Origin of the sequence: Sneathiella sedimenti, from assembly GCF_017313765.1 — a bacterium.
Lineage (GTDB): Bacteria > Pseudomonadota > Alphaproteobacteria > Sneathiellales > Sneathiellaceae > Sneathiella > Sneathiella sedimenti.
In genome coordinates, this window is record NZ_JAFLNC010000004.1 from 146,772 (window position 1) to 173,061 (window position 26,290).

Annotated in this window: 33 protein-coding genes and 1 tRNA gene; 25 read left to right on the forward strand and 9 right to left on the reverse strand. The window is 57.2% G+C overall.

The genetic code is table 11. The features are described from left to right. Nucleotides 1-22: 22 nt before the first annotated feature. From nrdR to J0X12_RS12425, 9 genes are all read left to right on the forward strand, one after another. Nucleotides 23-484, forward strand: a complete 462-nt coding sequence (gene nrdR / locus J0X12_RS12385) for a transcriptional regulator NrdR (protein WP_207046204.1) — start codon at nt 23-25, stop codon at nt 482-484. 34 nt (nt 485-518) lie between these two features. Beyond that, the gene (ribD, locus tag J0X12_RS12390) at nt 519-1,634 is read left to right on the forward strand and encodes a bifunctional diaminohydroxyphosphoribosylaminopyrimidine deaminase/5-amino-6-(5-phosphoribosylamino)uracil reductase RibD (protein WP_207046206.1); all 1,116 of its coding nucleotides are present in this window, start codon (nt 519-521) and stop codon (nt 1,632-1,634) included. A 5-nt stretch (nt 1,635-1,639) separates the two neighbouring features. After that, on the forward strand, nt 1,640-2,236 hold the full coding sequence (locus J0X12_RS12395) for a riboflavin synthase (protein ID WP_207046208.1): 597 nt from the start codon (nt 1,640-1,642) through the stop codon (nt 2,234-2,236). After that, entirely contained in the window at nt 2,233-3,345 is a 1,113-nt protein-coding gene (gene ribB, locus J0X12_RS12400; protein WP_207046210.1) for a 3,4-dihydroxy-2-butanone-4-phosphate synthase, read from the forward strand. Before J0X12_RS12395 ends, ribB begins: the two co-directional genes overlap by 4 nt. Before the next feature lie 3 nt (nt 3,346-3,348). Continuing rightward, on the forward strand, nt 3,349-3,813 hold the full coding sequence (locus tag J0X12_RS12405; RefSeq protein WP_207046212.1) for a 6,7-dimethyl-8-ribityllumazine synthase: 465 nt from the start codon (nt 3,349-3,351) through the stop codon (nt 3,811-3,813). Then, nucleotides 3,810-4,289, forward strand: coding sequence for a transcription antitermination factor NusB (gene nusB / locus J0X12_RS12410; protein WP_207046214.1), 480 nt, complete (start codon nt 3,810-3,812; stop codon nt 4,287-4,289). Before J0X12_RS12405 ends, nusB begins: the two co-directional genes overlap by 4 nt. Then, complete coding sequence (gene thiL, locus J0X12_RS12415) at nt 4,276-5,289, forward strand: thiamine-phosphate kinase (RefSeq protein ID WP_207046215.1); 1,014 nt, start codon at nt 4,276-4,278, stop codon at nt 5,287-5,289. Before nusB ends, thiL begins: the two co-directional genes overlap by 14 nt. 105 nt (nt 5,290-5,394) lie before the next feature. Beyond that, complete coding sequence (locus tag J0X12_RS12420) at nt 5,395-5,955, forward strand: DUF4865 family protein (protein ID WP_207046217.1); 561 nt, start codon at nt 5,395-5,397, stop codon at nt 5,953-5,955. A 47-nt stretch (nt 5,956-6,002) separates the two neighbouring features. After that, nucleotides 6,003-7,193, forward strand: a complete 1,191-nt coding sequence (locus J0X12_RS12425; protein ID WP_207046219.1) for an MFS transporter — start codon at nt 6,003-6,005, stop codon at nt 7,191-7,193. A 54-nt stretch (nt 7,194-7,247) separates the two neighbouring features. On the opposite strand, the gene ppa is transcribed toward J0X12_RS12425, so the two are convergent. Further along, entirely contained in the window at nt 7,248-7,763 is a 516-nt protein-coding gene (ppa, locus tag J0X12_RS12430) for an inorganic diphosphatase (RefSeq protein WP_207046221.1), read from the reverse strand. 293 nt (nt 7,764-8,056) lie between these two features. Between ppa and J0X12_RS12435 the strand changes: the two genes are divergently transcribed. Both J0X12_RS12435 and J0X12_RS12440 read left to right on the forward strand, forming a co-directional pair. After that, nucleotides 8,057-10,162, forward strand: a complete 2,106-nt coding sequence (locus J0X12_RS12435) for a sodium-translocating pyrophosphatase (RefSeq protein WP_207046223.1) — start codon at nt 8,057-8,059, stop codon at nt 10,160-10,162. Nucleotides 10,163-10,426: 264 nt separating this feature from the next. Further along, complete coding sequence (locus J0X12_RS12440) at nt 10,427-10,954, forward strand: DUF6622 family protein (protein ID WP_207046225.1); 528 nt, start codon at nt 10,427-10,429, stop codon at nt 10,952-10,954. Nucleotides 10,955-10,992: 38 nt separating this feature from the next. On the opposite strand, the gene J0X12_RS12445 is transcribed toward J0X12_RS12440, so the two are convergent. Next, entirely contained in the window at nt 10,993-11,445 is a 453-nt protein-coding gene (locus tag J0X12_RS12445) for an outer membrane protein assembly factor BamE (RefSeq protein ID WP_207046227.1), read from the reverse strand. Nucleotides 11,446-11,608: 163 nt separating this feature from the next. On the opposite strand from J0X12_RS12445, the gene J0X12_RS12450 reads away from it, so the two are divergent. The 8 genes from J0X12_RS12450 to J0X12_RS12485 all read left to right on the forward strand — a co-directional run bounded on the left by J0X12_RS12450 (nt 11,609) and on the right by J0X12_RS12485 (nt 16,478). Beyond that, the gene (locus J0X12_RS12450; protein WP_207046229.1) at nt 11,609-12,154 is read left to right on the forward strand and encodes a ubiquinol-cytochrome C chaperone family protein; all 546 of its coding nucleotides are present in this window, start codon (nt 11,609-11,611) and stop codon (nt 12,152-12,154) included. A gap of 182 nt (nt 12,155-12,336) precedes the next feature. Beyond that, complete coding sequence (locus J0X12_RS12455; RefSeq protein WP_207046230.1) at nt 12,337-12,894, forward strand: YceD family protein; 558 nt, start codon at nt 12,337-12,339, stop codon at nt 12,892-12,894. An 83-nt stretch (nt 12,895-12,977) separates the two neighbouring features. Beyond that, on the forward strand, nt 12,978-13,163 hold the full coding sequence (rpmF, locus tag J0X12_RS12460) for a 50S ribosomal protein L32 (RefSeq protein ID WP_207046232.1): 186 nt from the start codon (nt 12,978-12,980) through the stop codon (nt 13,161-13,163). 42 nt (nt 13,164-13,205) lie between these two features. Then, nucleotides 13,206-14,351, forward strand: a complete 1,146-nt coding sequence (gene plsX, locus J0X12_RS12465) for a phosphate acyltransferase PlsX (protein WP_207046234.1) — start codon at nt 13,206-13,208, stop codon at nt 14,349-14,351. A gap of 12 nt (nt 14,352-14,363) precedes the next feature. Beyond that, nucleotides 14,364-15,335, forward strand: a complete 972-nt coding sequence (locus J0X12_RS12470; protein ID WP_207046236.1) for a beta-ketoacyl-ACP synthase III — start codon at nt 14,364-14,366, stop codon at nt 15,333-15,335. 185 nt (nt 15,336-15,520) lie between these two features. After that, nucleotides 15,521-15,826: an integration host factor subunit alpha gene (locus J0X12_RS12475; protein ID WP_207046238.1), complete on the forward strand. Its 306-nt coding sequence runs from the start codon at nt 15,521-15,523 to the stop codon at nt 15,824-15,826. 22 nt (nt 15,827-15,848) lie between these two features. After that, nucleotides 15,849-16,268 (forward strand): MerR family transcriptional regulator, encoded by a 420-nt coding sequence (locus tag J0X12_RS12480; RefSeq protein ID WP_207046868.1) that lies wholly within the window; start codon nt 15,849-15,851, stop codon nt 16,266-16,268. 133 nt (nt 16,269-16,401) lie between these two features. Beyond that, a tRNA-Pro gene (locus J0X12_RS12485) sits at nt 16,402-16,478 on the forward strand. Nucleotides 16,479-17,071: 593 nt separating this feature from the next. Here the strand turns inward: J0X12_RS12485 and J0X12_RS12490 are convergent. After that, nucleotides 17,072-17,461: a type II toxin-antitoxin system HicB family antitoxin gene (locus tag J0X12_RS12490; protein WP_207046240.1), complete on the reverse strand. Its 390-nt coding sequence runs from the start codon at nt 17,459-17,461 to the stop codon at nt 17,072-17,074. 167 nt (nt 17,462-17,628) lie between these two features. Between J0X12_RS12490 and J0X12_RS12495 the strand changes: the two genes are divergently transcribed. Beyond that, the gene (locus tag J0X12_RS12495) at nt 17,629-18,708 is read left to right on the forward strand and encodes a COX15/CtaA family protein (RefSeq protein ID WP_207046242.1); all 1,080 of its coding nucleotides are present in this window, start codon (nt 17,629-17,631) and stop codon (nt 18,706-18,708) included. A gap of 42 nt (nt 18,709-18,750) precedes the next feature. On the opposite strand, the gene J0X12_RS12500 is transcribed toward J0X12_RS12495, so the two are convergent. The 3 genes from J0X12_RS12500 to J0X12_RS12510 form a co-directional block, all read right to left on the reverse strand. Next, nucleotides 18,751-19,302 (reverse strand): hypothetical protein, encoded by a 552-nt coding sequence (locus J0X12_RS12500; RefSeq protein ID WP_207046243.1) that lies wholly within the window; start codon nt 19,300-19,302, stop codon nt 18,751-18,753. Between the two features lie 66 nt (nt 19,303-19,368). Next, nucleotides 19,369-20,160 (reverse strand): CsgG/HfaB family protein, encoded by a 792-nt coding sequence (locus J0X12_RS12505; RefSeq protein ID WP_207046245.1) that lies wholly within the window; start codon nt 20,158-20,160, stop codon nt 19,369-19,371. Further along, nucleotides 20,144-20,542: a hypothetical protein gene (locus J0X12_RS12510; RefSeq protein WP_207046247.1), complete on the reverse strand. Its 399-nt coding sequence runs from the start codon at nt 20,540-20,542 to the stop codon at nt 20,144-20,146. The genes J0X12_RS12505 and J0X12_RS12510 overlap by 17 nt, the downstream gene beginning before the upstream one ends. Before the next feature lie 89 nt (nt 20,543-20,631). On the opposite strand from J0X12_RS12510, the gene J0X12_RS12515 reads away from it, so the two are divergent. Further along, nucleotides 20,632-21,012 carry a VOC family protein gene (locus J0X12_RS12515; RefSeq protein ID WP_207046249.1) on the forward strand — a complete coding sequence of 127 codons (381 nt, stop codon included), beginning with the start codon at nt 20,632-20,634 and terminating at the stop codon, nt 21,010-21,012. 3 nt (nt 21,013-21,015) lie between these two features. Here J0X12_RS12515 and J0X12_RS12520 read toward each other — a convergent pair whose 3' ends face one another. The 3 genes from J0X12_RS12520 to J0X12_RS12530 are packed head-to-tail and all read right to left on the reverse strand — an operon-like array spanning nt 21,016 to nt 23,597. Further along, entirely contained in the window at nt 21,016-22,293 is a 1,278-nt protein-coding gene (locus tag J0X12_RS12520) for an O-acetylhomoserine aminocarboxypropyltransferase (RefSeq protein WP_207046251.1), read from the reverse strand. Nucleotide 22,294: 1 nt separating this feature from the next. Beyond that, nucleotides 22,295-22,786: a CoA-binding protein gene (locus tag J0X12_RS12525; RefSeq protein WP_207046253.1), complete on the reverse strand. Its 492-nt coding sequence runs from the start codon at nt 22,784-22,786 to the stop codon at nt 22,295-22,297. Nucleotides 22,787-22,790: 4 nt separating this feature from the next. Continuing rightward, a complete protein-coding gene (locus J0X12_RS12530) occupies nt 22,791-23,597 on the reverse strand; it encodes an enoyl-CoA hydratase (RefSeq protein ID WP_207046255.1) in 807 nt (268 codons plus the stop codon). A gap of 176 nt (nt 23,598-23,773) precedes the next feature. Between J0X12_RS12530 and J0X12_RS12535 the strand changes: the two genes are divergently transcribed. The 4 genes from J0X12_RS12535 to J0X12_RS12550 all read left to right on the forward strand — a co-directional run bounded on the left by J0X12_RS12535 (nt 23,774) and on the right by J0X12_RS12550 (nt 26,240). Then, nucleotides 23,774-24,184, forward strand: coding sequence for a PaaI family thioesterase (locus J0X12_RS12535; protein ID WP_237688153.1), 411 nt, complete (start codon nt 23,774-23,776; stop codon nt 24,182-24,184). Nucleotides 24,185-24,374: 190 nt separating this feature from the next. Continuing rightward, on the forward strand, nt 24,375-24,839 hold the full coding sequence (rplM, locus tag J0X12_RS12540; protein WP_207046259.1) for a 50S ribosomal protein L13: 465 nt from the start codon (nt 24,375-24,377) through the stop codon (nt 24,837-24,839). A 2-nt stretch (nt 24,840-24,841) separates the two neighbouring features. After that, on the forward strand, nt 24,842-25,375 hold the full coding sequence (gene rpsI / locus J0X12_RS12545) for a 30S ribosomal protein S9 (RefSeq protein ID WP_207046261.1): 534 nt from the start codon (nt 24,842-24,844) through the stop codon (nt 25,373-25,375). Nucleotides 25,376-25,505: 130 nt separating this feature from the next. Then, nucleotides 25,506-26,240, forward strand: coding sequence for a DUF3800 domain-containing protein (locus J0X12_RS12550; RefSeq protein WP_207046263.1), 735 nt, complete (start codon nt 25,506-25,508; stop codon nt 26,238-26,240). The last annotated feature ends 50 nt before the right edge of the window (nt 26,241-26,290 follow it).

Consider the following 26,290-nt stretch of genomic DNA (forward strand, 5'->3'; position numbering starts at 1 on the left):
ATGACAGGAAGGGAACGATCGGATGCGCTGTCCATTTTGTAGCAGTGACGAAACGCAGGTTAAGGATAGTCGGCCGACAGAGGATAATACCGCAATCCGGCGACGGCGGGCCTGTGCAACCTGCGGCGCCCGCTTCACCACCTTTGAGCGAGTGCAGCTGCGCGAATTGACAGTGGTCAAGAAAGACGGACAGCGGACGCCGTTCGAGCGCGAGAAGCTGGAACGGTCCGTCAGCATCGCCACCCGCAAGCGCCCCGTGGATCCGGACCGGATCGATCGCATGATAAATGGCATTGTCCGTCAGCTTGAAAGCAGCGGTGATCAGGAAATTCCGTCCGACAAGATCGGCGAATTGGTGATGGAGGGGCTGGCCGCGCTCGACAGCGTGTCCTATGTGCGCTTCGCCTCCGTCTACAAGGATTTCCGGGAAGCCAAGGATTTCGAAGAATTCATCGGCGAGCTCAGCACCAACGTCACGAGCTGAGTGCTGAAACCCGCCCCCAGATATACCGGTACCCATGACTGCCTCTGATACCCAACGGGACGAATTCCATATGCAGGCCGCCTTGCGCCTTGCCGCGCGCGGTCTCGGCCGGGTGGCGCCCAACCCGGCGGTTGGCTGCGTAATCGTGCAGAATGGGAATGTCATCGGGCGCGGCTGGACGCAGGACGGCGGACGGCCCCATGCGGAGACCATGGCGCTCGAGATGGCAGGCCCGCGGGCAGAGGGCGCGACTGTTTATGTCACACTTGAGCCGTGCGCCCATCACGGTAAGACACCGCCCTGTGTGGAGGCCCTCGTCGCGGCCGGGGTTGCCCGTGTCGTGGTTGCGTTGCGCGATCCGGATGAACGGGTCAATGGCGCCGGTATCGAGATTTTGCAAAAGTCCGGGATCGAGGTTGTCGAGGGTCTGCTTGCCAACGAGGCATCGGAGCTGAACGCGGGCTTTATCACCACCCGGCTGCACGGACGGCCGCTGGTCACCCTTAAAATGGCGACTAGTCTCGACGGACGGATCGCGACGGCGACCGGCGACAGCAAATGGATCACAGGCGTTGCTGCGAGACGTTATGGACATATGCTGCGGGCACAGAATGACGCGATCATGATCGGTGTCGGCACGGCGTTGGTCGATAACCCGGACCTGACCTGCCGCATTGACGGCCTCGAACAGTATTCCCCGATCCGCATCGTTGCGGATTCGCGGTTGCGCCTGCCGCTAACATCGAACCTGGTGGCGAAGGCGCGGGAGGTGCCGCTCTGGATTGTCACCGTGCTTGGCAACGATAAGGACCGGTTGCAGGCTCTGGAAGATCTGGGAGCCCAGGTGATCGAGGTGCCGGCCAATGAATCGGGGCTGCCCGACATGGGGCTCGGTCTCGAGGCTCTCGCGAAACGCGGAATAACGCGAATACTTGTCGAGGGTGGTTCCCATCTTCTGGCAACGCTGATAAAAGATGAGTTGGCGGATCGCCTGATGTGGTTTCGCGCCGGTCGGATTATCGGCGGGGACGGCATTCCGGCCCTTGAGTCCATCGGGCTGGAACGGATAAGCGAGGCGCCAGAACTTCACCTGATCGAGGAACGTCGGTTGGGTGATGATTTATTGGAAAGTTATTTTCTTCGGAATTGAGTGGAATGTTTACAGGCATAATTACTGATGTCGGACGGGTTCGCGCCATAGAGAAACTGGGCGATACCCGATATGAGATTGAAACCTCCTACGACACCGACACGATCGATATCGGCGCCTCCATCGCCTGTTCGGGCCCGTGCCTGACAGTGATTGAGAAGGGGGAGGGGTGGTTTGCCGTTGAGGCATCGGACGAGACGCTTTCCTGCACCAACCTTGGCGACTGGCAAGAGGGCACCGCAGTCAATCTGGAGCGAGCGCTGAAAATCGGCGATGAGCTTGGCGGCCATGTGGTCACCGGACATGTCGATGCGGTGGTCTCGCTGCTCCAGATGGAAACCATCGGTGACTCGACAAAGCTTGTCTTTTCGCTGCCGGCGAAGTTCGCCGGGCTGGTTGCAGCAAAGGGATCGATCTGTCTCGACGGTGTATCCCTGACGGTGAATGAGGTCGGGGACGATCATTTCACTGTGAATATCATTCCGCATACGCAGGAACATACCACCTTCGGTACGTTGACCGTCGGTCGGCGCATTAACTTTGAAATCGATGTACTGGCGCGTTATGTCGCCCGCATGACAGAGGTAAGTAAGAAAAAATGAGCTATAAAGAATACCTCTCCTCGACAGAGGAAATCATTGATGATGCCCGCAATGGCAAGATGTTCGTGCTTGTCGATGCGGAAGACCGGGAAAACGAAGGGGACCTGGTGATCCCGGCACAGATGGCGACCCCGGATGTGATCAATTTCATGGCGAAATTCGGCCGCGGGCTGATCTGCCTGTCGATGTCGGAAGAACGGGTCAACCATCTCGGGCTGCCGTTGATGGCGCAGGATAACGCCTCGCGCCTGACGACGAATTTCACTGTCTCGATCGAGGCGCGCGAGGGCGTCACCACCGGCATTTCTGCCGCCGACCGCGCCCATACCATTGCCGTCGCCATCGACCCGACAAAGAACGCACAGGATATTGTCTCGCCGGGCCATGTATTTCCGCTGGTCGCCCGAGAAGGCGGTGTGCTGCGCCGCGCCGGCCATACGGAGGCAGCGGTTGATATCGCCCGCCTTGCCGGGCTGATGCCGGCGGGGGTGATCTGCGAGATCATGAATGATGACGGGACCATGGCGCGCCTGCCGGACCTCGTGAAATTCGCCCAGTTCCATGGCCTGAAAGTCGGCACGATTGCGGACCTGATTGCCTATCGCCGTCGCCACGACAGCCTGATCACACGGGAGGTCGAGGCCGATATTTCCAGCAAGTATGGCGGCGACTGGAAGATGATCGTCTTCTCCAACCGGCCCGAATATGCGGAGCATGTGGCGCTGGTCAAGGGCGATGTTGCCGGAGAGGAGCCTGTTCTGGTCCGTATGCATGCGCTCAATCTGCTGGGCGATGTCCTCGGGGAGCTGGATGAAAATCCGGATACCCTGCATGATGCGATGAAGCAAATCGACAAGGCGGGCAAGGGCGTGGTGGTCCTGATCCGCGAACCTCGGGCGATGGCTCTCTCCGACCGGGTGCGTCGCAAGCTTGGCGAACCGCTCAAAGAATCCCATGAGCTGCGTGATTATGGTATCGGGGCGCAGATCCTCCTTGATCTTGGTATCAAGAACATGATCCTGCTCTCCAATCATACGCGGACCGTGGTCGGCCTCGACGGCTACGGGCTGGCGATTACGGAAACCCGCCTTATCGAAACGAAAGGGTGAGCCATGAGCAATGACCTACATCTGCTGATTGTCGAGGCGGATTTTTACCGCGATATCTCCGATGCCCTGCTCGACGGCGCGAAAGAGGTGCTGGATGCGGCGGGCGCGAGCTATGAGATCGTGCAGGTGCCGGGCTGTCTTGAAATTCCAGCGGCGATCCGCTTCGCCATCAAGTCAATGGAGTTCATGGGCGGTCGGCGACGTTTTGATGCCTATGTCGCCCTCGGCTGCGTGATCCGCGGCGAAACCTCCCACTATGATACGGTGTCGGAGGAAAGTGCGCGGGCGCTGATGGATATCTCGACGGAATACTGTATTGCGGTTGGCAATGGCATTATCACCTGCGAAAATGACGAGCAGGCCTGGGCCCGTGCCCGCAAAACTGAAAAGAACAAGGGCGGGGGCGCGGCAGATGCGGCGCTCAAGATGCTCAAGCTCAAGGAAAAATTTGGAATGTTCCCGCGATGAATGCGCGTAACGAAAAACGGGGCGATAAGCACAGCCGGCGCACGCTCGCCCGGCTGAACGCCGTGCAGGCCCTCTACCAGATGGAGCATGACAACAAACCGCCGCAGGAGGTGGTGGAGGAATTCCTGCTGCATCGTGTCGGCAAGGAGCTTGATGGCGACCAGTTCAAGGACAGCGACAAGCCGCTGTTCGAGGATATTGTCCTCAACACCAAGGCCCGTCAGGAGGAGATCGACAAGCTGATCGGCGACCGCCTTGAAAAGGACCGGACGACAGAACGGCTGGAAGTGGTTTTGCTCTGTCTGTTGCGGGCCGCGACATATGAATTCCTCGCCCGCGTGGATATGCCGGCGAAAGTGCTGATCAAAGAGTATATCGGCCTCGCCCGGACCTTCTTCACCGGCAAGGAACCGGCGCTGGTCAACGGGGTGCTGGACAAGATCGCGAAAGAGTTACGCACAGGTGAATTTGACTGACATGGCCGGGACCGGGCGAAATACCAACGAAGGTGAATTCGCGCTGATCGACAGGGTCCTGAAGCCGCTCGCGGCGGATACGCCTGCCGCGCTTGGCCTCACCGACGATGCGGCGGTCCTCACACCGCCCAAGGGAAAAGACCTCGTCCTGACCAAGGACGCCATGGTGGCGGGTGTGCATTTCCGTGAGGCGGACCTGCCCGGCGATATTGCGCGCAAGCTGCTGCGGGTCAATCTCTCCGACCTTGCGGCGATGGGTGCGACGCCTGTCGGCTATCTCCTTGCGACGTTCTGGCCGGAAGATCTCCCGCATGCCTGGATAACGGAGTTTGCCGAAGGGCTTGCAGAGGATCAGGAAGAATTCGGCGTCGGCCTTCTGGGCGGGGATACGGTGCGCACGTCCGGTCCGCTGTCATTATCGCTTACCGCAATCGGGAGCGTTGCGGAAGGCAAGGCGCTCCGGCGGAATGGGGCAGGCGACGGCGACCTGATTGTGGTGTCCGGTACAATCGGCGACGGAGCACTGGGTCTCCGGGCCCTCAACGGACAACTGCCGGACCTCGACCCGACCTCTGAAGAATATCTCGAGGACCGCTACCAGTTGCCGGAGCCGAGGATGGCCCTTGGCCGCGCACTTGTCGGCAAGGCGACGAGCTGCATCGATATTTCGGACGGACTGATCGCCGATATCGGCCATATCACGGAGGAATCCGGTCTCGGCGCGGTGATCGAGTGGGAGAAAGTGCCGCTCTCGGAGGCGGCGCAGGCAGCCGTGCAATCGGAACCGGACCTGATCGCGACAGTGCTGACCGGCGGTGACGACTACGAGCTTGCCTTCACCCTGCCAGCCGAGCGACGGGACGATCTCGTGAAGCTGGCGAAGGAAGGTGGCGTCCCGCTCACCATCATCGGGGAGATGATCGCGGGCGAGGGCGTTCGGGTGCGTCAGGCGGACGGCAATGACATGCCGCTGTCTGTCCGCGGATGGCAGCATTTTTGAACTGTTTTGCGATTATGCATATTAGCTATGCATTTGTGTGGGTTGTGTTTTCGTCATATTCTTGACATATTCCACGCGATTTTTATGTACTTCTGGGAGAGATGTATGCTGGCGATGCAATATTCGGTGCGCTTGCCACAAGATTTCGACGATAAGCAAATACATAAGCATGTGGCAGCCAGAAGCCGATTATTTGTCGGTTGTCCGGGTTTGCGCCACAAGTTCTATCTGTATGACTCCGAAGAGCATATCTATGCTCCTTTTTATATTTGGGAGAACGCGCAGTTCGCCCAGGAATTTCTTCTCAATAACCTGTTCAATGGCGTGACCGAAAACTTCGGCCGTCCGCGCGTGCGCAGCTGGCAGATCATTGCGTTTGATTATGGCCCGGCCAAGGAAAACCCGACCTATATGTGCAGCGCCGTGGACAAGGTGCCTGTCGGCCGTCCGGTCGGCGACCTGATGCAGGAGGAAAAAGAGCGCCATGAAGCTCTTTTGAAGACACCGGGACTTTATGCGCATATGGTTCTGCTTGATCCGGACCGCTGGGAAACGGGCCTGTACAGTCTTTGGCAAACACGGGAGCAGGCGGCGCCGGTCAAGGCCGATTGCGTCAGCGACTATAAGGTCCTGGAAAGCTATCAACAAATGCAGGGCGCGGAGTAGTCAACGCCTGTCACCTCATGTAACAACAAGAAGAAGGACGGGGCAAAATGGACCGCCGGACCAAGCTAAGCATTTTATTGATGTCCGGTTGTCAGGCGCTGATGAACAGCACGACGTCCATCATGATTTCCTCGGCGGCGCTGGCCAGCCTGGTCCTGCTGGGGGAGGACAAGTCGCTGGCAACCGTTCCAGTGACGGCCGTTGTGACGGGAACCGCGATTGCCACTATTCCCGCGTCCTTCTTCATGCGGCAGGTCGGCCGGAAGCTGGGTTTTCTTTTCGGGGTGCTGATCGGCATAACCGGCGCGGCTATCTGTAGCTACGGCATCTGGATCAGCAGTTTCTGGCTATTCGCCTTCGGTGCGATCTTTGTCGGTATGTCCACGGCCTTCGGGAACTATTACCGTTTCGCCGCCATCGATATCGCGGGCAACAAGAACCGAAGCAAGGCGGTCTCCTATGTCTTGGCGGGCGGGGTGATCGCCGGTTTTCTGGGCCCCCAGATCGCCAGCCATAGCAAGGACCTCTTCGCGCCCTTCATGTATCTCGGGTCTTATCTCTCGATCATCATCCTGGGTCTCCTCGCGCTCGTTTTCCTGAGCTTCGTCAGGATCCCGCGGATGGTCATCCCGGAGCATGAATCGGGTCAACGCCCCTTATCCGAGATTATCAGGCAGCCAACCTTCATTGTCGCCGTATTGAGTGCCATGATCGGCTATGGCGTGATGAGCCTTGTGATGACGGCAACCCCGCTGGCCATGGTCGGCTGCGGCCATCAGCCGAGCGATTCCTTCAACGTCATCAGCTGGCATGTGGTCGCGATGTTCGCCCCGAGCTTTTTTACCGGCTCGCTGATTTCGCGTTACGGGGAATACAAGATCATTATCCTCGGCGCCCTGCTGGGGCTTGCGAGTGTAACGGTCTCCCTCATGGGGCTGGAGCTTGCGAACTTCTATATCGCGCTGGTGCTGCTCGGCCTGTCTTGGAACTTCATGTTCATCGGCGGAACGACGCTCGTCTCGACGACCTACCGGCCGTCCGAGACTGCCAAGGTGCAGGGCCTGAATGATTTTCTGGTGTTTGGTACGGTGGCGACCGCGTCATTGATGAGCGGTCAGCTGCAGGAACGGTTCGGCTGGGATGTTGTTAATTTCGGTGCGCTGCCGTTGCTGGCATTCGTGATCCTGCTCTCGCTCTGGAGCATGCGCGCCAACCGTCGTCGACTTGCAACGGGGTAACCGGCGGCAGGAGCGGTAGGCGGGCCGGAACCCGCCTCAACCGCAGCTATTCCGTCAGACCAGGGATTTGCGGATCATTTCCGCGGCTTCCTCGGCATCGCCCCAGCGGACGATACGGACCCATTTGTCTTCTTCCAGATCCTTGTAATGCTCAAAGAAGTGGGAGATCTGGTCGAGCAGGATGCCGCGCAGATCGGTATAGTTGCTGATATTCGAATAATAGGGGTGCAGGTCGTCCACCGGCACGCTCAGGATTTTCTCGTCCTGGCCGGCCTCGTCCTCCATGATCAGCACGCCAACAGGGCGGGCACGGATCACGGCGCCGGGAATAACCGGAATGGGGCCGGCAACCAGAACATCCACCGGATCGCCATCGTCGGCGAGGGTCTGCGGAATGAAACCGTAGTTGCAGGGATAGAACATTGCCGTGTGCAGGAACCGGTCGACAAACATCGCACCGCTTTCCTTTTCCACCTCATATTTGACGGGGACGCCGCCAAGGGGAATTTCAATCACGACATTGACGTCCCACGGCACATCTTTGCCCGCAGGAATTTTTGAAAGATCCATGACTCATTGTCTCCAGGAAAATACTGGCGCTGCGATAGCATGTTCCAGAAGATTTTGCCACCGGCTATTCAAAAAAAATCCTTCTAAATTCATATGATAAAACGCTTGGAAAGGCAGTGCTAATTTAGGCATTTCCAATCCTTGCGCAATATAGGGTAATCTGGCATTCTACTGTTCGACCGGTGCTTGAGAGAGTTCGGTTCCACAGTTAAGGGGGAAAACTTCGCACGATAATTAACAAAAAACGTATGGCCCGCTAACGGCCAACTTGTAACATTAATGGGGATGAAAGAATGTCAGTAGAATTATGGATACCGATAATCTGCGGGCTGTTGGCCTTGTGCTACGGCGCTTACGCTTCACGATCGGTGTTGGCGCATGATGCCGGTACGGAAAAGATGCAACAGATCGCAGCCGCCATTCAGGAGGGCGCGTCCGCTTATCTGAACCGGCAGTATTTGACGATCGGGCTGGTCGGGATTGTCATTTTTGTCATTCTGTTTTTTCTGATGGATATTAAGGTTGCGATTGGGTTCGCGATTGGCGCCATTCTTTCGGGTGCAGCCGGTTTTATCGGTATGAACGTGTCTGTCCGGGCCAATGTAAGGACCGCGGCCGCCGCCGCGAGAAGCCTGAAAGAGGGCTTGGATGTTTCCTTTACGGCCGGTGCGATTACCGGCCTTCTTGTTGTTGGCCTGGCGCTGCTGGCCGTGGCCGGCTATTACGCCTATCTGGTTAGCGCCGGCGTTGAGGGTCGCGGCATTGTTGACAGCCTCGTCGCGCTGAGCCTCGGTGCCTCGCTGATTTCCATCTTTGCCCGTCTTGGCGGTGGTATCTTCACCAAGGGCGCCGACGTGGGCGCGGACCTGGTTGGCAAGGTCGAGGCCGGTATCCCCGAGGATGACCCCCGTAACCCTGCCGTGATCGCCGATAACGTGGGCGACAATGTCGGGGACTGTGCCGGCATGGCTGCGGACCTGTTCGAAACGTACGCGGTTACCGTGGTTGCGACCATGGTTCTTGCGTCGATTTACTTCTCGGGCGATGCGGTCATGATGACCTATCCGCTCATGATTGGCGGCGTCTGCATCATCACCTCCATCATCGGCACCTTCTTCGTCAAGCTTGGTGCGAACAACAACATCATGGGGGCGCTCTACAAGGGCTTTATCGTGACCACAATCCTGTCAGCCTTAGCGCTCTGGCCGATTACCCAGTTCACCGTCGGGATTGATACAGTTTACACTATCGGCGCCAAGGAGTTCACGGGCATGCACCTGTTCTTCTGCGGTCTGGTGGGTCTGGTCGTGACCGGCTTGCTGATCTGGATTACGGAGTATTACACCTCGACCGAATACCGCCCGGTGCGCAGCATTGCGGCCGCCTCTGAAACCGGTCATGGCACGAATGTGATCCAGGGACTGGCCGTCTCGATGGAGGCAACGGCGATCCCGGCGATCATTATCGTGGCCGGTATTATCGTCTCCTATAACCTTGCGGCCTTGTTCGGCATTGCCATTGCGGTGACCACCATGCTGGCGCTCGCCGGAATGATCGTCGCGCTCGATGCCTACGGTCCGGTAACGGATAACGCTGGCGGAATCGCGGAAATGGCGGATATGGACGAGGATGTGCGCAAGACCACCGACGCGCTGGACGCCGTGGGCAACACGACGAAAGCCGTGACCAAGGGCTATGCCATCGGCTCCGCCGGTCTCGGGGCGCTGGTGCTGTTCGCCGCCTATACGGAGGATCTACAGTATTTCATCACCAATGCGACGGCGGAACAGTTCAGCTACTTCCAGGGCGTCACCCTCGATTTCAGCCTGAAAAATCCGTACATCGTCGTGGGCCTGATTCTCGGCGGAATGCTGCCGTATCTGTTCGGCGCCATGGGTATGATGGCTGTGGGCCGGGCGGCAAGCTCGGTTGTTCGTGAGGTGCGTCGCCAGTTCAAGGAGATTCCCGGCATCATGGAAGGTACCGGTAAGCCTGATTACGGGCGTGCGGTGGATATGCTGACCAAGGCGGCGATCAAGGAAATGATCATTCCCTCCCTGTTGCCACTGCTCGCGCCGATTGTCGTCTATTTCGTGATAATGGGGATTGCCGACAAGTCGGCGGCCTTTGCAACCGTCGGAGCGATGCTGCTCGGCGTGATTGTCACTGGCCTCTTCGTCGCAGTCTCCATGACGGCGGGCGGGGGTGCCTGGGATAACGCCAAGAAATATATCGAGGATGGCCATCACGGCGGCAAGGGCACCGATGCCCATGCGGCGGCGGTGACCGGCGATACGGTTGGCGATCCCTACAAGGATACGGCGGGCCCGGCAGTCAACCCGATGATCAAGATCACCAATATCATCGCGCTTCTCCTGCTGGCTGTTCTGGCGCACTAGACCACGACGGCAGATCCAACAGAAAACCCCCGGTTTCGGCCGGGGGTTTTTTCATGACAGGTCGGGATCGGCCTGATCTGGTGACGAGGGTCACAATCAGGGCGGAAGTTCTGAAAACCGCTGTTCCGCGCCTCAATTAACCTTATAGTTTAAGCTATATGTTTAGTCCGGGTTAGACCGGGGTGCCTGCCAACACTGAAATAAGGCACCTGTCCAAGAGAGCAATACCATACTCAGAATTGTCACCGATTCAGGAGCATAAGAATGGTATCTATTTCATCCATCCTCTCTCACACACCAGTCTGGGTCTGGGCGCTCTTCGCCTTTCTTGTCCTCAGCGGACTCTCCGCGCTTCGTCCGCGCAAATCGCGGCCGGTGACCATGTTGTTGCTTCCCGTATTCTTCTTCGTCTGGGGTCTTTATTCTGTGTTCATGGAATTGCCCCGCTGGACGATTGCGCTCGGGGTCTTTGCGGTGATGATAGCGATCGGGTTCGGGATAGGCTGGCTGCTGGCGAGTCGGTATCCGGCGTCAACCTACGACCGAAAGGCGAAGCGGGTGATGCGTCCGGGGACCCCGTTGACCCTGATTTTCATCATGATCGGGTTCGTCGCGAAATATGTGCTGTCGGTTGTGATGGCCATTAATCCGGACCTGAGTGGGACGATCGGATTCTCCCTTGTATATGGCACCACGTCGGGCCTGATAAGCGGTGCCTTTTGGGGTATCATGGGCCTTCAGCTTCTGCAGGCCTTCAATTATATTGGGCAGGGCAACCGCCTAACGGGTTAGGCAGATTTACCTGGCACCAAACTTAGGCTGAAAAATTACTAGTTGTCCTGGGCGGCGCTGTTGAATCGGCCAAGGTTGCCGAAAAGCTGCTCCAGCAGGCCAAGCTTGCGACCGCCGGTCGGGGTTTCCCGCTCGACAATCTCGATTTCCCGGCCGTCTTCCTTACTGAGGTCTTTCACCTCTGCCACCACGTCATTGATGTCGAACTTGACGATCACGATATCGCGCTCGGTGACCTCCTTCGCCAGGAAGGCCAGATGTTCCGTCTTGCTGCTGATATAGTACCAGGCATCACCCTCGGTCTGGAAGGTCGCAATGCTGGAAGGGGAGCCCATGATTGCCTGCACCGTATCCTTGTTGGTGACGCCCGCTTCGATCTGGGCGAGCTGTTCCGGATCCAGGCGATAGCCCTGGTTCGTCTTGATCGGCTCACAGGCGGTGAGCGCGAGGCCGAGAACGGCGATGGAAAGCCCAGTCTTCAGTAGTTTCATGGTTCCTTGCTCCGGCGCGTCTTTCAGTTGACTAAACGCCGTGAAATGCGTAACTCAGGGATAATAAATGGCTTGCCGCTCGGCAAATGTCAAATTTTCTTAAGGGCGCGACGCCGATGATGCTGAAAAATCGAATATGCGCCGGATCAGCGGGAGGAACCGCGTGGGCCTAGCAAATTTCTTTCGCCGTAATCCGATGGAACGTCCGGCGGCGGATCTCTATGCAGAAATCGTGCGTCAGTCGCGCAATCCTGCCTTTTATACGGCCGCGGCGGTCCCTGATACCGTCGATGGCCGGTTCGAGATGATTTCCCTTCATGCGTTCCTGATCATGCGTCAGCTCCGGGGGAAGGGCAAGCGCGCGCAGAAGCTGTCGCAGACGCTGTTTGATGAAATGTTCGCGGATATGGACCAGAGTTTGCGCGAAATCGGCATCGGCGACCTCAGCATTGGCAAGCATATCAAGAAGATGGCCAAGGCCTTTTACGGCCGTGTTGCCGCCTACGACTCGGCCCTCGATGGAGAGGGGGAGGAAACGCTGGAAGAATCCTTGTTACGCAATCATTACGGCACGGTTGATGAGGTGCCGGCGGAGGCTGTGGCGAAACTGGCCCGCTATGTGCGGGCGGCGGATCAGCATCTTTCGGGGCAGGATCTCGAGGCGCTGATGAAGGGAAGCGCGGATTTCGGGCCCTTTCAGGCCGACTGAGCGAGTTGAGTCCGGGTAAAGTTTTTCCTTGTAAGGCGGGCAGAAAATCGCCATTTTCGGGAAATGACAAAATCCGTTGACCGCACGCATCGAAACCAGTATTTTCGCGCCTTCGAATCGCGTGCCCGGCAGAATGACGCCGGTCGGTTGTGCTTGAGCTGGTTTTAGAAGGAAAGATCGCCATGAAAGATGCCGGGGGTGGAATCGCTCGGTTGATCAATGTCGAGCGTCTCGGGCGGGAGCCCATGAATTTCGATATAAAGGCGACCGCGGAAGAATGCGAGGCGCTGGCGAAGTCGCTGGATATCCTCGGTCTGTCCGACGTGGAGGCGAGAGGATCGCTGGTCCGTCGCAGTTCAAACGGCCAGATCGCGGCGTCAGGGCGGGTGCGTGCGGAAGCGGTGCAGGCTTGTGTCGTCTCGCTGCAACCGGTGGCGCAGGCGATTGACGAAGAATTTACGGTGTTCTACACCTTTGATCCGGAAGACCTCAAGGTTGAGGATCTGGAGAAGGTTGTGGGGTTGGATGAGCCGGATCCGCCGGAGTTGATTGTTGGGGGCAGGATTGACCTGTTGTCCATGATATCCGAGCAGATCGCGTTGGCGCTGGATCCGTATCCGCGGCGGGACGACCTGCCGGAGGCGGAGATGGAAGAAGAGTTGGACCTTGATCAGGTGAAGAAGGAGCAGGGGACACATCAGCCCTTTGCAAATTTGAGGGACTTGATGAGTAAGAAGTGATATGAAGGCATAACGCTATCTCATATCGATTTATTTATATTGTCGCCCTGGCTCAAGGGCATCTGAAGTGAGAGACTGGAAAAATGGCAGTACCAAAGAGAAAAACCACCAAATCCAAGCGCAACATGCGCCGGGCCCATGACGCGCTTGTCGGCACGCAGGCGCAGGAATGCCCGAATTGCGGTGAGATGAAGCGGTCTCATCATATTTGTGGTGCATGCGGTCATTACGGTGATCGTGAAATCCTGGAAACGGGTGACATCCTCTAATCGGCATACTGCTGATTAGGATGGCCGGAACCGGACAAAAGTATGCCTGAGAATATTGTCATTGCTCTTGATGCGATGGGGGGAGATGATGCTCCTGACATCGTCATTAAGGGCATCGACATTATCCGCATACAGTTCCCCGAGGCCCGTTTCCTCCTGTTCGGGAACGAGGCACGGCTGGAACCGCTGTTAAAAGCACATCCCGGTGTACGCGCCGTGTGCGAGTTGCGTCACACGGATGAGGCCGTCAAATCCGAAGACAAGCCGAGCCACGCGCTCCGCAAGGGCCGCAAGAGCAGTATGCGTCTTGCGATCGATTCCGTGCGCGATGGCGATGCCGGGGCAATTGTCTCGGCGGGCAATACCGGCGCGCTGATGGCGATGGCGAAATTCTCGCTGCGAATGATGACCGGCATCGACCGCCCGGCCATTGCCTCCGTTCTGCCCTCTCCGCGAGGGGAGACGGTGATGCTTGATCTCGGTGCCAATGTCGAATGCGACGCCGATAACCTGGTGCAATTCGCCTTTATGGGGGCTGAATTCGCCCGTGCCGTGCTGGGGCGGGTGCCGCCGCGCGTCGCACTGTTGAATGTCGGGAGCGAGGAACTCAAGGGCCACGATACCATCAAGGAGGCCGGGGATCGCCTCCGCTCGATCGAGAATGCGCCGTTCGAGTACCAGGGCTTTGTTGAGGGCGATGATATTACCCGCGGCGTTGTTGATGTGATTGTTACCGATGGCTTTACCGGCAATGTGGCGCTGAAAACCGCCGAAGGGGTGGTGCGGCTCTTTACCGACTTCCTGCGTGCCGGTTATAAAAGTTCGCTGATTGCCCGAATTGGGTATGTCTTCTCCCGTGGCGGCCTGAATATCCTGAAGGAGCGGCTGGATCCGCGGGTCTATAACGGCGGCGTTCTCCTCGGGTTGAACGGCCTTTGCGTGAAAAGTCACGGCGGCACCGATGCCATGGGCTTTGCCAATGCCATCGGCGTTGCCATCCAGATGGTGTCCGACGACATGATCGATAAAATGCGCACAAATTTCGAGACCTTTGATATGGCCGCGAAAATGAGTAATAATGTCGCCACGCCTAACGGGGACGAGGAAAAGCAGCCGGCTGCCGCCTCGACATCCCGGCCCATCAAGACTAAAGATAAAGCTTCCAGCACCGTTGAGGATGCCGGATAGAACAGGAAGTACATGCGTCGCTCAGTTATTACCGCCACCGGATCCTATCTCCCCAAACGCATTCTGACGAATGACGAGCTGTCCCAGATGGTCGACACCACGGATGAATGGATCGTTGCGCGTTCCGGCATCAAGCAGCGCCATATCGCGGCGGACGGCGAGCTGACCTCTGATCTCGCGACCCATGCGGCAAAGGCGGCGCTGGAGATGGCGGGGCTGAAAGCCGATGATATCGACCTGATCGTTCTTGCCACAGCAACCCCGGACGAGACATTTCCCGCGACCGCGACCGTGGTGCAGAAGAATCTCGGCATGACCGGCGGCTTCGCATTTGACATCCAGGCTGTCTGTACAGGTTTTCTCTACGCGCTGGCGACGGCGGATAATTTCGTGAAGTCCGGCCAGGCGAACCGCGCGCTGGTTATCGGCGCGGAAACCTTCTCGCGCATTCTCGACTGGGAGGACCGGACGACCTGCGTTCTCTTCGCCGACGGCGCTGGCGCCATTGTCCTTGAGGCGGAGGACGGTGCGGGCACCTCCGACGATCGCGGCATTCTCACAAGCCATCTGCATTCGGACGGCGACAAGCATGATCTGCTCTATGTCGATGGCGGCCCGTCCTCGACCCAGACGACCGGTTACCTCCGGATGGAGGGGCGGGAGGTTTTCCGCCACGCGGTCAATAACCTCGCCAGCGTAGTGCATGAGGCGCTCGACGCGACGGGCCTGACCACCGACGATATCGACTGGCTGGTGCCGCATCAGGCGAACAAGCGGATCATCGACGGCACGGGAAGAAAACTTAAACTCGATCCAGAGAAAGTTGTCCTAACTGTCGATAAACACGGCAATACTTCCGCTGCATCCGTGCCGCTTGCGCTGGATGAGGCGGTTCGGGACGGACGCGTCAAGCGGGGCGATTTGCTGCTGCTGGAGGCCATGGGCGGCGGCTTTACCTGGGGATCTGCGCTGGTTCGCTGGTAGTTTCGCGAATCTCTTTTTCTGAGATAATGCCTATACGTCGTCAAATCCCCGATCAATTTCAATCAGTTATCGCGTCTTTTTGTCTAAAAACCGACTTTTACGGCGCTAACAGACGGGAATCGCGTCTTTATGATTGACGAGACCTGTCGCTTTGATAATCCTGTAAGGTCTAATGGGGTGATATCATGACAAAAAATACTTTAACCAGAGCAAATTTGGCAGAAGCTGTTTATCAGGAAGTCGGCTTGTCGCGAAACGAATCCGCGGATCATGTCGAGGCGGTTCTGTCAGAAATTGCGGACCGGCTGGTGGCCGGCGAGACAGTAAAGATTTCCTCCTTCGGCAGTCTTCAGGTACGGCAGAAGTCCGGCCGTGTCGGCCGCAACCCGAAAACCGGGGAAGAAGTGCCGATCAATCCGCGCCGTGTTCTCGTCTTTCGCGCGTCCCATGTTCTGAAGGACAAGATCAACAAGGGCAACGGTGGCGCATAAGGTGGCGAGAGAAGCACAGAAACTGCAAAAATCGCCTGACGCGTTCCGCACCATCAGCGAAGTCTCGACGGAGCTGGAAGTGCCGCAGCATGTCCTGCGTTTCTGGGAGACGAAGTTCAAGGTCGTCAAGCCCCTGAAGCGCGGCGGCGGGCGGCGCTATTACCGTCCTTCCGATGTGGAGCTGATCCGCGGCATCCGCGATCTTCTCTACAAGCATGGCTTCACGATTCGCGGCGCGCAGAAACTTCTGAAGGAGCAGGGCGGCCGCATCGACAATGTCGACGCCATGGTCTCCGCCGCCCGGGCGGAGGGGAACCCGGCGCTCTCTCCGACGGAAAGCAACGGCGGTAACGGCGGGAGCGATCCTCTTTCCGGGGAGGCAAAGGTGCAGCTGCGACGCGTCCTGAGCGACCTGAAAGAGCTGAAAGAGATGCTCGCCTGAGCGGGCGGACAGGGATTATTTGCAGGCGGAAAAAAAGTGAGTTTTGCGCCATAACGGGCGTTGCCATCGCGCGCCGGTCTCAGTATAGTGCGCCAGCCTTGGGCGCGGATGCGCCCGGTCACCAGGGACCTGGCGGGCAGTAGCGCAGCCTGGTAGCGCACTTCACTGGGGGTGAAGGGGTCGTCGGTTCAAATCCGGCCTGCCCGACCAATTAAAAGCCTCGAAGCCAAACGGTTTCGGGGCTTTTTTAGTGGGAAAATATTTTTTAGTACCACATCTTGTATGTCGAACTGATACTTCCCATATATTCTATAGTCCCAATTTGTTGGGGTAGAAAGTGAGGACTTCCATGTCCGAATTTTTGACTAACCCGATCTCATTTTTCACGGCGCAAAACGTGAAGTAAGGCAGACTAAACGGGTTGGGGAGAAGATCAAACACCGCGCCACGTCGATTTTGCGGTTGAGGTGGTCCATAGGTGCTGTTACGAGAGCCCCTTGTAAGAGGTGCTAACTCGCTTGATGCTTTTTTGAAGCACAATTTCCACAGCCCCAGATGGATAAGATCCGGAGTCGTAGTTTGTCACGGAACCTTTGAGAAATCCTCAAGGCCATGTCGGATTTGAGAGCGCTCCCCCCACTTAATACGCCGGTACCAGTTAATTGGTGCAGGCGTATTTTCCTTAGGCATTCTCGCTTTATCACAGATTCCCTGCCTACTTGAAAAGTGGAAATAAATAGTGATCAGGTGACCCGATCGCGGATCAGATCATTGATGGTGGTGCCGAGCGTGGCGGGGAGGGGTTAATTGTTGCTCATCAGCCGGGATAGCTTGTCGCGGGCGGCTTCGGCCAGAAAACCGGACCGGTTATCGGCAACGGCGTCGATCTCGGCCAGCAAATGCTCGTCAAGCGTGATCTGCACCCGTTGCGCCTTGCCGGGTAATCTTGCGCCAATCAAGACAAGGGCCAATACGTCGTCAGTCATAACATCCGCAAGCGGTGTTGCCGCCGGAATGGGGTCCTTGTCCTCAATGATGCCTTCAATATGAAGCTGCAGGGCTTCATGGGCGCTTCTGATGGCCTGTTCAATGGTTCCCCCGGCGCTAACACATCCGGCAAAATCGGGAAAAGAGATGTCATAATCGCTGTCCTGATCTTTACTTACCAAAGCAGGGTAGAATACCTGTTTCATCGCCATCTTTCCTCTAACTCATCAGGGCACGTAAAAGGAGAAGTCTAGGCGAATCAAATCGCAAGTCAATCAATCCCGCAGACGGCCGGGCCGTCCCCTGCGACGGAGTGCCGCAAGGGCCCTCTCGCTATATTGCTTTTGGGCGGAATTGGGCTATGTTGCGGGCCATGACAACGGATATTGAGAGCGGCGCAGGCGCGCCCGCAGGCGAAGGCCGTAAACTGGTGATCACCTGGCTCACGCTGGTGGCGGTGCTGGTGTTCGCGATGATCGTGCTGGGCGGGGTCACACGCCTCACCAATTCGGGCCTGTCCATGACCGACTGGAAGCCGGTGACGGGCTGGCTGCCCCCCTTGAGCCACGAGGCCTGGATGGCGGAGTTCGAGCGCTACAAGGCGTTCCCCGAATACCAGAAAATCAACAAGGGCATGAGCCTGTCCGAGTTTCAGGGCATCTACGCCTTCGAGTTTGCCCATCGGGTGCTGGGGCGCATTATCGGCCTCGCGTTCTTTGTGCCTTTCGTCCTGTTGCTGATCTTCCGGAAGCTCCCGCGGAGCATGGCGCCCCGGCTCACGCTGCTGTTCCTGCTCGGCGCGGCGCAGGGCGGCATGGGCTGGTTCATGGTGAAAAGCGGCCTCGTCGATCACCCGGACGTCAGCCATTACCGCCTGACCGCGCATCTCGCACTTGCCAGCCTGATTTTCGCCGTTCTCCTGTGGACGATCTTTGATCTTGTCCGCCCGGCGGGGGAGAGGCCCGCGCCCGCGCCCGCCATGGTGCGACGGACGGGTTATGGGCTGCTTTTCCTGATTGCGGTGCAGATTATTATCGGCGGCTTCGTTGCCGGGCTCAATGCGGGCTTTGTCTATACGGACTGGCCGTTGATGGGCGGGCGGTTTGTGCCCGAGGATTTCCTCTATATGCAGCCGCTCTATCACAACTTCCTTGAAAACCCGGGGACGGTGCAGTTTGTTCATCGCATGGTCGGGTACGCCATCGCGCTCACCGCCATCTGGCTGTACCTGACGAGCCGGAGCGGGGGATTGACCACGCGCCTCCGTCTTGGGATCTCGGCGCTGGTCAGCCTCGTCTTCCTGCAGATATTTCTCGGCATCGCGACGCTGCTCTATGTGGTGCCGGTCGCCCTCGGCGCGGCGCATCAGGCGGGCGGGATGCTGGTACTGGCCGCCGCCCTGTATGTGACCCATGAGCTATGGTTTAGCGGAAAAAAACCGGCCAGCGGGTGAGCTGACCGGCAAAGAGGGACGGCTTAAAGGCGCCGGGCGGGGTTATTTCTCCCAGATGTCCGGGGAGGAGTGGATCGCGCCGACGGTGACAATCACCCCGGCGACGGAGGCCTGGTTCTGTACAGGTGCGCGGTAGTAGTCATTATCCAGATCGGGCCCGCCCGCATCGATGAGGGACTGGATGATATCCGTCAGACCATCCTCCGAAATCGTGAGCCTTGGCTGCTCAAGTTGCGTATAGGCGCCGATCGCCGTATTGGCAACGCTGGATCCCGTATAGGTCAGGCTTCCCTTGGCATCGGCAGGAAAACCGGTGAAGTATGGCGCATCGAAATGCGGAAACAGGACCGTCTGCGGTGCCACCGTTGCCCCGATATTGTTGGACCCGAAGTTGGAGGCATAGCGGCCCTGAATGGTGATGGTGCCGGTGGTGTCGCCAACCGTCACATTGGTTTTGCTGATGCCGACGCTGACATCGTTTGTCACGTTTGCCGGTGCGCCCGGTCCGCCCGGTCCACCCGGACCGGTATATTTAGCGAGGGCGGGGCTGGCGGAAAGTGCCAGCAGGAGGGTGCCCATAATAAGTTTTTTCATCCTAAATTCCTTTGCTGAAAATGAAGTTGGGAAATGACGCATCCCTGATTAATGCGATTGTTTTGATTATGACGGAGAGGGGGCGTTGTCCTCGACCCCCTCAATGGTATCGACGATCGTCTGGCAATTGGACCGAAGATCGGGATTGAGCTGGGAGAGCATTTCATAGAGCCCGAACTGCAGCATGGAGCGGAGCGAGAGCTGGAGCGGTTCGCGGTTCTGGCCGCTGATATCGAGATCGACCAGCGTATCCCCGAAGAAGCGCCCGATGCCGAAGCCGGCCTCATCGGCGAAAATCTGTTTCGAGATATTGACCGCCGCCAAAACCTCGGATGTCCGCGCGTCGGTCAGGTGCAGATCAAGCCCGACAAGGGCGCGGTTCTGGCGGTAACGCGGACCGATCCCGGCGATGGTCAGCTCCGCCGCCGCGCCGGGAATGAAGTCGAGCGTATTGACCGAGCCCGAGATATAATAATCCATCAAGAGGAACTGCTTGGCGTCGCGGATGCCGAGCTGGATCTCGGTTATGACCGGGCGGGGATCGCGCCGGTTGACGACGGATTCCGCCCTGGCCCGGAGCAGGGTCGTCTGCATCATGTCGCCGGCGCCCTGGCTCACATACTTGCCGGTCCCCGCATACTCGCCGCTGAACTTGCCGGTGGCATCGACGATCTCACCGACCGCCCAGACGCCATGCAGTCTGGCGTTGGTCGCGACGCAGGCGATCAGGCGGTCATAGGGCGTGCTGACTGTCTGCACCGGCGGCCCCTTGGGCAGCGCGATATTCTCCTGGCTAGTCGCGACGCAACCCGTCAGGAGCAGGAGTGCAATGGGCAGGCCTTTAAGGATTGGTCGCATTTTTCGTCCCCACGATGCAGGCGACGTCGCCCGCCGAAATATCATTTGTCCCACTTGTGTTGATGGGCTGCTGCGCGACTGAATGACCGCAATGGGTGGAGGTGACATTCAACCCGCCCACATCGCCCGTGGTAATGTTCGTCTGCGTGTCGATCGAGCTGTTGGTGATGAAGAAATTATATTGTTGCCACTGGTCGTAGAACCCGCCGTTTTGCCGTTCGATCGCTTCGGAGGTGGTCAATTTTACCAACCTGTCATAGGATGTCTGGAAACCCGCGCTGTTGTTCCAGCCTTCCGCGGCAGTAACCGTGCCGTCCTTGGCGGCGGCGATCATGGGTAAAGTAAATAATAATATTGAGGTAACAATGAATGAATATTTCATGACCATTCCTTAATAAATAAATTATTTACTTAACTGGTAATAAATAAATTCGTTTCAATGTAAATATTACTTAAAAATAGAAATAAACAATGATTAAAAATCTGGATCATCTTGTTCTTACTGTCACAGATATTGAACGTACCAAAGCGTTTTACTGTGAAATATTAGGAATGATTTATGAGGAATTTGGTGAGGGGCGGCGGGCGCTGATCTTCGGGCCATCGAAAATCAACCTGCATCTGGCCGGGCACGAATTCGAGCCGAAGGCGCATCTGGCGAAACCCGGCACCGCGGATCTCTGTTTTATCATCGAGGGGGAGTTGGCGGAGATGCAGGCCCGGCTTGTTGCGGCCGGGATTGCCATTCTCGAGGGGCCGGTGGCCCGGACGGGGGCGAGGGGGTCGATCACGTCAATTTACGTGCGCGACCCCGATCTCAACCTGATAGAGCTATCCGTTTACGACGGATAGGCGTTAGCTGGCGCTGATGGCCTGTTCCAGATCGGCGATGATGTCCTCGACATTCTCGATCCCGATGGAAAGACGGACAACGTCCGGCCCGGCGCCCGCCGCGACCTGTTGTTCCTCGCTGAGCTGGCGATGGGTGGTCGAGCTTGGGTGGATGATCAGGCTCCGGGTATCGCCGATATTGGCGAGATGGGAGAACAGCTCAACCGTTTCCACGACCTTGACGCCGGCATCATAGCCACCCTTGATCCCGAAGGTGAGGACCGCGCCGGCACCGCCGTTCAGGTATTTCTGGCCCAGCTCATAATAGGGATCGCCTTTAAGACCGGCGTAGGAAACCCAGCTGACCTTGTCATGGTTCTTCAGATACTCGGCGACCTTGAGGGCATTCTCGCTGTGCCGTTCCATGCGAAGGGGCAGGGTCTCGATCCCGGTCAGGATCATAAAGGCATTGAACGGGGAGAGGGCGGGGCCCAAATCGCGCAGGCCCAGGGCGCGGCAAGCGATGCCGAAACCAAGCTGGCCGAAAGTCTCATGGAATTTGAGGCCGTGATAGGACTCGTTCGGCTGACTCAGGGTCGGGAACTTGTCGGACGCGCTCCAGTCAAAAGTGCCGGAATCGACGATCATGCCGCCCATGGAGTTGCCATGGCCGCAGAGAAATTTCGTCGCCGAATGCACAACAATGTCGGCGCCCCACTCGATCGGGCGGCAATGATATGGCGTGGCCAGCGTGTTATCGACGATGAGCGGGATGCCCGCCTCATGGGCAATCTTGGCAATCGCCTCGATATCGGTCATCACGCCGCCGGGGTTGGCAAGGCTCTCGATAAAGATGGCCTTGCATTTCGGTGTCAGGGCTTTCTTGAAATCTTCTGGGTTCTTCGGGTCAACAAAGATTGCGTTCCAGTCGAACTTCTTGAAGGACTGGCTGAACTGGGTGATCGATCCGCCATAAAGCCGGGTGGAGGCAAGGAACTCATCGCCGGGTTGCATCAGGGTGTGAAAGACGATCAGCTGCGCCGCATGACCGGAGGAGACCGCAAGGCCGGTCGCACCGCCTTCAAGTGTCGCTACCCGTTCTTCCAGCACCGCGTTGGTCGGGTTGGTCAGGCGCGAGTAGATATTGCCGAAGGCCTGCAGGTTGAACAGTTCCGCCGCGTGGTCCGCATCATCAAAGACATAGCCGGATGTCTGGTAGATCGGGGTGACGCGGGCGCCGGTGGTCGGGTCCGGTGCGGCACCGGCATGGACAGAGAGGGTTTCGAATTTTGGGGAGCTCATATTATTTTTTCCTTACTAGTTTTGAACGTTTTGAAGAAATGACATCGGACCGGCCGCCCATAAAGGCAATTTCACCGGACAGACGCCCGAATTCGATTTTGGGGCAGCGGTTCATGACCACTTTCAGGCCCGCCGCCTCGGCCGTGGCCGCCGCCTCGTCATCGCGCACACCAAGCTGCATCCAGATAACCTTTGCGCCGATCTTGATGGCCTCGTCCATAATGGGGGGAATCGCGTCGCTTGCCCGAAAGCAATCGACCATATCGACCGGCTCCGGAATATCCAGCAGGGAGGCATAGACCGTCTCACCCAGCAATTCCTGTCCCGCGAGACCGGGATTGACCGGGATCATCCGGTAGCCCTTCCGCTTCATGTATTTCATGACATAATAGCTCGGTCGTGCCGGATTGCTGCTCGCGCCGACCACAGCGATCGTCTTCACCTCATTGAGGATGTCGCCGATATAGTCATCGGCGTAAACGTCGTGGATCATCCGCTTATTCCCCTCGCCATTCGGGGTCGCGCTTTTCAAAAAAGGCGGTGAGGCCCTCCTTGGCGTCGCGGGTCTCCATATTCTCGCACATCACGCCGGAAGTGTATTTGTAGGCGTCCTCCAGCGACATCGGCAACTGCTTGTAAAAGGCGGCCTTGCCCATCTTTATCACCACCGGCGATTTCGACGCGATGTTGCGGGCCATTGCGAGGATGTGGCTATCGAGCGTGTCGGCGGGGAGGGCGGCGTTGATCAGCCCAATCTCCATCGCGCGGTCCGCCTTGATAAAGTCACCGGAGAGCAGCATCTCCATCGCCTGCTTCGGCTGGACATTGCGGCCGAGGGCCACGCCGGGTGTTGTGCAGAAAAGACCGAAATTGATGCCCGAGGTCGCAAACTTCGAGTCTTCAGATGCATAGGCGAGATCGCAGGAGGCGACGAGCTGCGTTCCGGCGGCGGTGACGGCGCCGTCAATGCGGGCGATGACCGGCTGCGGCAGGGTGACAACGCTCTGCATCAGGGTGCTGCATTGATCGAAGAGATCGGAAAGGGTGCCGTCGTCCGACATGGCAAGCACTTCGCGAAGATTATGACCGGAGGAAAAGACCGGCCCCTCGGCACGGAGGATCACCACATGGATGTCTTTATCCGCGGCGATGTCGTCCAGCGTCTCCTGTAGCTGCGCCATCATCTCGCGCGACAGGGAGTTCCGGCTCGACGGATCGTTGAGCGTCAGGGTCGCAATATGGTTTTCGACGGCAAGGCTGGTGACCTTGCGGTTGTCTTTGGTGGTGACTTCCCTCGCGGACATGTAATGCTTTCCTTGTTGGCTCCCCCGCCAACTGACCGATACCATAACGCTTTCTCAGGGCGGATCAATGCCCTGACCGGAATTTTTCTTCTCGTGAGGGACGGCCTTGCGGGACTGTTGCCAAGCTTATATTCTGTGACGCTTGATAACAAGAGGAGAAACCGCCCGTGCCCGTGATGACCGCCGAGATGCTGGAAGCTTTCAACCGGGAGCAATTCCCCCAGGTTGATCATTTGGGACTGAAAGTGGATCATGTGGACGATCACTCCATTATTGTCCGCATGACAACAACGGAGCGGCATTTGCGCCCGGGCGGCACGGTCTCCGGCCCGACGATGATGGAACTGGCCGACGCGGCGATGTATCTGCTGCTGCTGGCGCAAATCGGTCCGGTCGCGCTCGCGGTGACCACCAGCCTCAATATCAACTTCCTGCGCAAGCCGGAACCGGGGGAGATGATCGCGAAAGGGCGGATTCTCAAGCTCGGAAAGACCCTTGCGACCGGGGAGTTCAGCCTGTTCGCGGGCGATCCGGACGCCCCCGTTGCCCATGTCACCGCAACCTATGCCATTCCGCCGAAAAGGTAATTTAGCGAAAGGGCGGCATAAGGCGGCCCATTTTTGCGGTATTATAATACCACAATCATAAATTAATGAAAATACACCGCTATTTCGGTTGACTTGCCCCTAAAGTGAGATTATACCCGCCATCAGATCGGGGAGCCCATTGCTCCCTTTATTTTGTTGTGGCACGCGTTAAGCGAAGGCTGAGTTAAAAATGAAAACCTATTCTGCGAAACCCTCCGAGGTGGAAAAGAAATGGCTGCTGATCGATGCTGAAGGGCTCGTTCTCGGTCGTCTCGCCTCGATCATTGCGACCCGCCTGCGCGGCAAGCATAAACCCATGTACACGCCCCATATCGATTGCGGCGACAACGTCATTGTCATCAATGCGGAAAAAGTGGCCCTTACCGGCAAGAAGCTGACGGACAAGGTGTTCTACTGGCACACCGGCCATCCGGGCGGTATCAAGAGCCGGACAGCGGAAAAGACGCTGGGCAGTGCCCATCCGGAACGCCTGATCATGAAGGCAGTTGAGCGGATGATCCCGCGCGGCGCCCTTGGTCGTCAGCAGTTCAGCAACCTGCGTGTCTACGCCGGGCCTGAGCATCCGCATGCGGCGCAGAACCCCGAAGTGGTCGATGTTGCGTCGATGAACGCCAAGAACGTAAGGAGTGCCTGAGTATGGCTGATGAAGCAAACTCCCTTGAGGATTTGAAAGACCTGACCGAAGGCGCCGCCAAAGACGCCCCGGCAGCAGATGCCGGTGCCGAAGTTATCGAGGCTGCCGAAGTCATCGAAGTTGCCCATGTTGATCCGGTGATCGACAGCCTGGGTCGCTCCTACGCGACGGGCAAGCGGAAAAACGCCATCGCCCGCGTCTGGATCAAGCCCGGTTCCGGCAAGGTGACCGTCAACGGACGTGACCAGGAAGTCTATTTTGCGCGCCCCGTGCTCCGCATGATCCTGCTGCAGCCATTCGAGGTAACCGACCGCGTCGGCCAGTTCGACGTGATCTGCACGGTAAAGGGCGGGGGACTCTCCGGCCAGGCCGGTGCGGTTCGTCACGGTATCTCGAAGGCCCTGATGGCCTATGAGCCGGCATTGCGCCCGGCGCTGAAGGCCGAAGGCTTTATCACCCGCGACAGCCGCGTTGTGGAACGGAAAAAATACGGCCGCGCGAAAGCCCGCCGCAGCTTCCAGTTCTCCAAGCGTTAATCGCGAGAGCTACATACGACACGGAAAAGGGCTCGCTTCGGCGGGCCCTTTTTTTGTTGGAAAATTTAAAGAAGTGTTCTCAGTTGAATGAGGTTGACTTTTACTGTTCAGGGTTAGACAGTGTCTTCTTATGCCGGTTGAACCAATTGTTATTAAAAACACCCAATGCGACTATTCTATTTTTTCCGATGAAAGCCATACCGACGGCAATCACTCTTTTATGGTAATTGGCGGTATTCTTTGCAGATCTGCAGAGGCCCACTTAATCGCCAAGCGAATATCCAGCATACAGCAAAACTCAAAATTTAAAGAATCTCTTCAATGGAAGTCGATTAGTCGCAGGAAAATTATACTTTACAAACAAGTAATAGATGAAGTTCTTCGTTTGCAAGCGGAACATATTATTGACTTTTCCTGCGTGGTTTTTGAGAAAGGGAAAATCAATCATGCTCGTTACAACGAAAACGACCCAGAGACAGGATTCTTTAAATTCCTTTATCAACATCATTTAAAATCTCAAAGGCAATATGGGCGCCACTGTAAAATGCGAGGCTTTCATGGAAACATGGAAACGAGGTATGATTTAAACGAACTAAAACGATGTTTAAATGCTAGCGTAAAAGGGCCTCATACACCGTGGAAGCAAGTGGAGTTCAAAAATGTTTGTGAAACACATTGCTTACAGATTGCAGATGTGATGATTGGTGCGGTAGGATATTGTATAAACGGAAAATATGAGAGAAATCCAAATTCTCCGAAATCGATAGTAGCAAAATACTTAGAAGCAAATTCTCCAGTCGACAGCCTTAGCCTACAATCTAGTTGGCCTGATAAAGGATTTAGTATTTGGAGGTTTGAATTATAGTGTAGGTGGCTAGCCAGTTGGACTCTGGGCCATACATGACCCCATTCGCA

Bases quoted from the DNA above. Each gene is read 5' to 3' on its own strand.
- J0X12_RS12525 (WP_207046253.1), bottom strand. From the start codon at position 22,786: ATGATCCACGACGTTTACGCCGATGACTATATCGGCGACATCCTCAAT.
- J0X12_RS12505 (WP_207046245.1), bottom strand. From the start codon at position 20,160: ATGCGACCAATCCTTAAAGGCCTGCCCATTGCACTCCTGCTCCTGACG.
- plsX (WP_207046234.1), top strand. From the start codon at position 13,206: ATGCCTGAGAATATTGTCATTGCTCTTGATGCGATGGGGGGAGATGAT.
- J0X12_RS12510 (WP_207046247.1), bottom strand. From the start codon at position 20,542: ATGAAATATTCATTCATTGTTACCTCAATATTATTATTTACTTTACCC.
- J0X12_RS12470 (WP_207046236.1), top strand. From the start codon at position 14,364: ATGCGTCGCTCAGTTATTACCGCCACCGGATCCTATCTCCCCAAACGC.
- J0X12_RS12405 (WP_207046212.1), top strand. From the start codon at position 3,349: ATGAGCAATGACCTACATCTGCTGATTGTCGAGGCGGATTTTTACCGC.
- J0X12_RS12535 (WP_237688153.1), top strand. From the start codon at position 23,774: ATGACCGCCGAGATGCTGGAAGCTTTCAACCGGGAGCAATTCCCCCAG.
- J0X12_RS12445 (WP_207046227.1), bottom strand. From the start codon at position 11,445: ATGAAACTACTGAAGACTGGGCTTTCCATCGCCGTTCTCGGCCTCGCG.
- J0X12_RS12515 (WP_207046249.1), top strand. From the start codon at position 20,632: ATGATTAAAAATCTGGATCATCTTGTTCTTACTGTCACAGATATTGAA.
- rpmF (WP_207046232.1), top strand. From the start codon at position 12,978: ATGGCAGTACCAAAGAGAAAAACCACCAAATCCAAGCGCAACATGCGC.
- J0X12_RS12500 (WP_207046243.1), bottom strand. From the start codon at position 19,302: ATGAAAAAACTTATTATGGGCACCCTCCTGCTGGCACTTTCCGCCAGC.
- J0X12_RS12520 (WP_207046251.1), bottom strand. From the start codon at position 22,293: ATGAGCTCCCCAAAATTCGAAACCCTCTCTGTCCATGCCGGTGCCGCA.
- ribB (WP_207046210.1), top strand. From the start codon at position 2,233: ATGAGCTATAAAGAATACCTCTCCTCGACAGAGGAAATCATTGATGAT.
- rpsI (WP_207046261.1), top strand. From the start codon at position 24,842: ATGGCTGATGAAGCAAACTCCCTTGAGGATTTGAAAGACCTGACCGAA.
- J0X12_RS12530 (WP_207046255.1), bottom strand. From the start codon at position 23,597: ATGTCCGCGAGGGAAGTCACCACCAAAGACAACCGCAAGGTCACCAGC.
- J0X12_RS12550 (WP_207046263.1), top strand. From the start codon at position 25,506: ATGCCGGTTGAACCAATTGTTATTAAAAACACCCAATGCGACTATTCT.
- J0X12_RS12490 (WP_207046240.1), bottom strand. From the start codon at position 17,461: ATGAAACAGGTATTCTACCCTGCTTTGGTAAGTAAAGATCAGGACAGC.
- ppa (WP_207046221.1), bottom strand. From the start codon at position 7,763: ATGGATCTTTCAAAAATTCCTGCGGGCAAAGATGTGCCGTGGGACGTC.
- J0X12_RS12475 (WP_207046238.1), top strand. From the start codon at position 15,521: ATGACAAAAAATACTTTAACCAGAGCAAATTTGGCAGAAGCTGTTTAT.
- rplM (WP_207046259.1), top strand. From the start codon at position 24,375: ATGAAAACCTATTCTGCGAAACCCTCCGAGGTGGAAAAGAAATGGCTG.
- ribD (WP_207046206.1), top strand. From the start codon at position 519: ATGACTGCCTCTGATACCCAACGGGACGAATTCCATATGCAGGCCGCC.
- J0X12_RS12395 (WP_207046208.1), top strand. From the start codon at position 1,640: ATGTTTACAGGCATAATTACTGATGTCGGACGGGTTCGCGCCATAGAG.
- J0X12_RS12435 (WP_207046223.1), top strand. From the start codon at position 8,057: ATGTCAGTAGAATTATGGATACCGATAATCTGCGGGCTGTTGGCCTTG.
- nrdR (WP_207046204.1), top strand. From the start codon at position 23: ATGCGCTGTCCATTTTGTAGCAGTGACGAAACGCAGGTTAAGGATAGT.
- nusB (WP_207046214.1), top strand. From the start codon at position 3,810: ATGAATGCGCGTAACGAAAAACGGGGCGATAAGCACAGCCGGCGCACG.
- J0X12_RS12425 (WP_207046219.1), top strand. From the start codon at position 6,003: ATGGACCGCCGGACCAAGCTAAGCATTTTATTGATGTCCGGTTGTCAG.
- J0X12_RS12455 (WP_207046230.1), top strand. From the start codon at position 12,337: ATGAAAGATGCCGGGGGTGGAATCGCTCGGTTGATCAATGTCGAGCGT.
- J0X12_RS12495 (WP_207046242.1), top strand. From the start codon at position 17,629: ATGACAACGGATATTGAGAGCGGCGCAGGCGCGCCCGCAGGCGAAGGC.
- J0X12_RS12440 (WP_207046225.1), top strand. From the start codon at position 10,427: ATGGTATCTATTTCATCCATCCTCTCTCACACACCAGTCTGGGTCTGG.
- J0X12_RS12420 (WP_207046217.1), top strand. From the start codon at position 5,395: ATGCTGGCGATGCAATATTCGGTGCGCTTGCCACAAGATTTCGACGAT.